The following is a 4,402-nucleotide window of genomic DNA, read 5'->3' on the forward strand; positions in this document are numbered from 1 at the left end:
CTTGAGTATGCGCTGGAAGCTTCCAGATATATTGACTCGGCAGAAGATAAGATAACGGCAATGAAGGTGTATGGCGAACTTGCTTTAACATACGAAGTGCTCGGCGAAACAGGGAAAAGTGTTTTTTGGTATTCGAAAAGCATTGCAGAAAGGGAACGAGTTGGATCCGGCGGCACCGGCGTTTACAGAACGTTAGGCCTCATGATAAAACAAATGGTCAAGCAAAAGAAAGGGGCGGAAGGCATAATCCAGCTTCGCGAGATGCGTAAAAGAAACCCGCCTACTTCACATCAACAAAAGGCCATATTGGCTCAGAGTTTTGCATATTGTTATTCGGAGCTGAAACAATACAAACTTGCCGAATCACAATTTATTGAAATGATCAGGGAGTATAAACAGAGCCGGGTGGAACAGGAGATTTTATACATTGGTTATTATGATATATCGAAGTTTTACGTCGAGAATTATCAATATTCCAAAGCAGAGCTGTATTTGAGCAACGAAATATTGAAGATGACGGGGCCATCCATTACGATGAGCAAAGATGTTTGTCTTCTGAAATTTAAAGTTGATTCAGCCAAAGGCGACCTGTTATCTGCTATAAAGTATTACCAGGATTATAAGGCACTAAATGATAGTGCTTTCACGGAGGCAAAAAGCAGGCAAATAAACGAATTGATGATTCGATATGAATCTGAAAAAAAGGACAACAACATTACAAACCTTGAAACTACAGCAACGCTGCAAAATGCCAGGCTGCTCCAGGCCACCCAAACGCGAAACTGGACCTTAGGTGTTGCTTTACTGCTTTTCATTATTATAAGTTTGCTGATGCGCAATTCCTGGATAAAACAGCAAACGAACATGAAATTGAAAGCCCAGCAACAGGAAATTCGGACCCAAAATAGGTCTCTGCAGCATTTAGTAAAAGAAAAGGATTGGTTAGTAAAAGAAATTCATCACCGGGTAAAGAATAACTTTCATACCGTAATTGGCCTGCTTGGTACGCAATCGGGTTATCTTAAAAATGCAGAAGCTATTTCGGCAATTGAGGAGAGCCAGCAACGCATACAAGCTATGTCGCTCATTCACCAGAAATTGTATCAATCAGAAAACTTGAGTGATATCCATATGGCAGCTTATATACATGAGCTGGTGGATTACTTGAAAAGCGCAACCAATACCGGTAAGAGAATACTGTTTCATTTTCAGTTAGACCCTATTGATCTGGACGTGTATCATGCCATACCTATCGGCTTGATTTTAAATGAAACAATAACTAATGCCATCAAATACGCTTTTCCTGTCAATAGGAACGGCACTATTCATATTTCATTTACAGCCAACGATGATAATGAAAATAATATCTTGCTGGTTGTAACAGATGACGGCATAGGCCTACCCGCTGGTTTTAGCAGCGCCAGGAACAATACCATGGGAATGAATTTGATGCAGGGTCTTGCCAGAGATATTGATGGCCACTTTACGATTGAAAGCAACAGGGGTACCTCGGTCAAAATTGCGTTTACCTATCACAGGTCTACCCTTAAGGAGCAGGGAATATCATTTAAAGGAACACCCCAAACTATATGAAGAAAAAAATACTTATCGTTGAAGACCAGTTTGTGGAGGCAGATTATTTAAGGATGATACTCACGAAAGCGGGGTATACGGTTTGTGAAATTGCGCGTTCTGTAGAAGAGGCGATAAAGATAATTGAAAAAGAAAAGCCTGAACTGGTACTACTTGATATTTTTTTAAAAGGAAGACTAACAGGAATCGATCTAGCCAAACAGCTGAAGGAGGATAACACAGCGTTCATTTATCTTTCGGCCAATTCGAACGAAGAAACACTTGCAGCTGCAAAGGCAACTGAACCTTATGGCTTTCTTGTAAAGCCCTTTCAGGAGAATAACCTAATGATAGCCTTGGAAATCGCTTTTTACCGGCATGAACAAAGTAATGAGGCGTTATGGCGCATTGAAATGAAAGTACAAAGGGCATTGAGTCAGGTTGCGCAAGCCCCGGGTACCTGGATCAGTAAACTAATCTCTACCGCAAATGCCCTTCAGCAATACATCTCTTTTGATTGCCTTTCCGTGAAATTTAAGCCTAAGGACGGGGACCAATTTGCTGGTTGCACTTTCCTGCGCACTGGATTTGATGAATATCAAACTATTGGCATCGATGAATTATCTAACATTTCCAAACTAACCACTGACGAGATTGCGCAGACCCTTAAAAATACTCCGGCCGACGATAAAGCCGGCTGGTATAACGGCGCTGATTTTACTGCGCTTTTTCCAGCGCACCCAATGAAAGCATTGATGGCGCGGACGTTTGGATGCTGTTCTAACCTGGTATTACCCTTTTTATTTCATGACAATTACGCGCTATCACTCAGTTTCTTCAGGAGGATTCCGGAGGGATATAGTGCGGAAAAGCTTAATGGACTCTTGCGCTTGCAGCAGTCGCTGAAGGCCGTGATCGATAGTATCACACCAGAGCAAAAAAAGGAAGCGCTGTCTATGCACTACCTTCCAACCGACTCGCGGCCAGCACCCAACCTTCACCAGGGGCTTTTCAAAGAAATTATCGGTAACAGTCCTTTGGTTTTAAATGTAATGGACCTGGTTACGCAGGTGGCTTCATCAGATACGTCCGTGCTGATTCTTGGAGAAAGCGGTACGGGAAAAGAGAAAATTGCAGACTGTATCCATGCCAGTTCGAAACAAAATGGCAAGCCTTTTATTAAAATAAATTGTGCGGCACTACCTCCGTCTTTGATAGAGTCTGAACTATTTGGTCATGAGAAGGGCGCGTTTACAGGGGCCGTTGAAAAAAGAATCGGCAAATTTGAACAGGCAGATACCGGAACCATTTTCCTCGATGAAATCGGCGAGCTCCCGTTGGACCTGCAGGTTAAAATGTTGCGGGTACTACAGGAAAAGGAAGTGGAACGTGTGGGTTCCAGATCTGTACTAAAAATCAATGTTCGTATTATTGCGGCCACCAACCGTAACCTGGAGAAGGAAGTTGCTGCAGGTAAATTTCGCCTCGACCTTTATTATAGGCTCAATGTCTTTCCTATCGTGTTGCCACCTCTCCGGCAACGCCGCGACGATATACCTGCATTGACATCTCATTTTATCGACCATTTTAACCGAAAAACAGGTAAGAAAATTAGCGGCGTTTCAGAAAGAGTGGCCAGAAAATTTGAGTGTTACGATTGGCCGGGAAATATTCGAGAGCTCGAACACTTGATTGAACGTGGGGTGCTGTTATGCAAAGGATCAATAATAGAAGATATTAATTTCCCGGAATTTGGTAAAAAGTCAGGTGAAGATGTATCTGAAGTACGTACGAAAACAATGGAAGAAAATGAAAGAGATCATATCCTGTCAGTACTAAAAAAATGTCACGGAAAAATTTGGGGACCAGGGGCTGCCGCCGAAATACTTAATATGCCGCCGTCAACGCTTAAATCAAGAATGAACAAGCTGGGCATTAAAAAGAGTTTTATCGACTAGAAGGATTAACGCAACGGTTTTGTTGGTGCGAGTCCCTTTGCAAAGCCTACCGTGTCCCGGAATAGTTGGGGAGAAACATCTGCGTTTGTTTTGAAAAACCGGCTGAAATAATATTCATCTTCGTACCCGAGTTCATAAGCAATTTCTTTAACTGTTTTGTCCGTCAGGTAAAGTTCACGTTTTGCTTCTATAATGATGCGTTCATTGATAAGGTTCGAGGGTGTTTTATTAAAATGCATCTTTGTGATCTTAGCAAGTGCTTTCGGCGAAATATATAACAGGTCGGCATATTCACTGGGAGAATGTTTGATTTTAAAATTTTCCTCGATAGCATCTTTAAGCTGCTGAAGAACAAAAGGTTCTTTAGAATTTTCGGCCATTTGTTTTACTACAGGCTGTTGTTCGATTTTTAGCCGGGAGGCAGTAATAAGAAATATTCTAAGATAAGAGACCAGTAATTCATGTTGGGCGAGCGCCGCATTTTGCATTTCACGGGTAATCTGTTCACAGACCATGCTGAAAATGGCAGCCGAATTGCTGTCAACCGTTACAAATGGTGGCTGATAAACATTATTATATAAAACACCATTAAGTGCCAGTTCTTTCTGGTGCTTGTGAATACAAAAAAATTCCGCATGAAAATATATGGCAACACCTTTTAACGGTGTGTCCACGTTTAATTTGTAGGGCTGATAAGGTGCAAAACTAAACAAGCTGCTCTCTTCAAATTTATAATTGTTGAAATCTGCATCCACGCTACCGCTGCCACTGGTGAGCCATATCAACGTAAAAAAATTATTTCGCTGCAGCGTATCAAACAAAGAATTGTCGTGAAATGAAAATAATTTAAAAGCCGGCTCGCCGTTTTGCTT

The 4,402-nt window shown here is 41.7% G+C and carries 3 protein-coding genes; 2 read left to right on the top strand and 1 reads right to left on the bottom strand.

The features are described 5' to 3' along the window. Both ACE5CV_RS07995 and ACE5CV_RS08000 read left to right on the top strand, forming a co-directional pair. The coding region (locus ACE5CV_RS07995; protein ID WP_374949643.1) for a histidine kinase dimerization/phosphoacceptor domain -containing protein at positions 1–1,593 on the top strand (1,593 nt) is incomplete at its 5' end. Beyond that, a complete protein-coding gene (locus ACE5CV_RS08000; RefSeq protein WP_374949644.1) occupies positions 1,590–3,530 on the top strand; it encodes a sigma 54-interacting transcriptional regulator in 1,941 nt (646 codons plus the stop codon). The genes ACE5CV_RS07995 and ACE5CV_RS08000, both read left to right, overlap by 4 nt. A 5-nt stretch (positions 3,531–3,535) precedes the next feature. On the opposite strand, the gene ACE5CV_RS08005 is transcribed toward ACE5CV_RS08000, so the two are convergent. Next, a partial coding sequence (locus ACE5CV_RS08005) for a helix-turn-helix domain-containing protein (protein WP_374949645.1) occupies positions 3,536–4,402 on the bottom strand: 867 nt, incomplete at its 5' end.

The sequence above is a fragment of the Mucilaginibacter sp. genome, from assembly GCF_964263795.1.
Classification (GTDB): domain Bacteria; phylum Bacteroidota; class Bacteroidia; order Sphingobacteriales; family Sphingobacteriaceae; genus Mucilaginibacter.

Excerpts from the sequence above, each read along its gene's own strand:
- ACE5CV_RS08000 (WP_374949644.1), top strand. The coding sequence starts at position 1,590 with ATGAAGAAAAAAATACTTATCGTTGAAGACCAGTTTGTGGAGGCAGAT.